1 protein-coding gene is annotated in these 778 nt (G+C 59.6%); it reads left to right on the forward strand.

What is annotated here, in order from left to right; all coding sequences use genetic code 11:
* Positions 1-620, forward strand: a 620-nt coding sequence (gene lptB / locus A3754_RS07620; RefSeq protein WP_063519227.1) for an LPS export ABC transporter ATP-binding protein, incomplete at its 5' end; no start/stop codon positions are given.
* Between the last annotated feature and the right edge of the window lie 158 nt (positions 621-778).

Raw genomic sequence — 778 nt, forward strand, 5'->3', positions numbered from 1 at the left:
GCCCCAACGGCGCCGGCAAGACCACCTGCTTCTACATGATCGTTGGCCTGGTGGAAGCGGATGCCGGCCGCATCGAAATCAATGACGGCGACATCACCCACCTGCCCATGCACGGTCGCGCCCAGCGCGGCATTGGCTACCTGCCCCAGGAAGCCAGCATCTTCCGTCGCCTGACGGTGGAAGAGAACATCATGGCGATTCTGGAAACCCGCAAGGAACTGAGCAAGGCAGAGCGCCACGAACGCATGGAAAGCCTGCTCAAGGAATTCCACATCGGGCACAGTCGCGATTCGCTGGGCATGAGCCTGTCCGGCGGTGAGCGCCGCCGGGCGGAGATTGCCCGCGGCCTGGCCACCGACCCGGATTTCATCCTGCTGGACGAACCCTTTGCCGGGGTTGACCCGATCTCGGTGAACGATATCAAGGGCATTATCCGCCACCTGAAAGACCGCGGCATCGGCGTGTTGATCACCGACCACAACGTCCGTGAAACGCTGGATATCTGCGATACCGCCTATATCGTCAGCGCCGGCCATATCATTGCCTCCGGCGATGCCGACATCATCCTTGCCAACCAGCAGGTGCGGGATGTGTACCTGGGCGCCGACTTCAGATTGTAGTTGACAGTGCACAGCTGTCGCGACCACTCAAAACCGTGGAGGCCGCGCCCAACTATGGACGCGGCCTCTTGCGCTTTCAGATCAAGACAATACTTTTCCGCGTAGCCGTCAACTGTCCACTATCACTTATCAACTGACGTCCCTACCACACAAAATAT

Source organism: Alcanivorax sp. HI0083 (genome assembly GCF_001635175.1).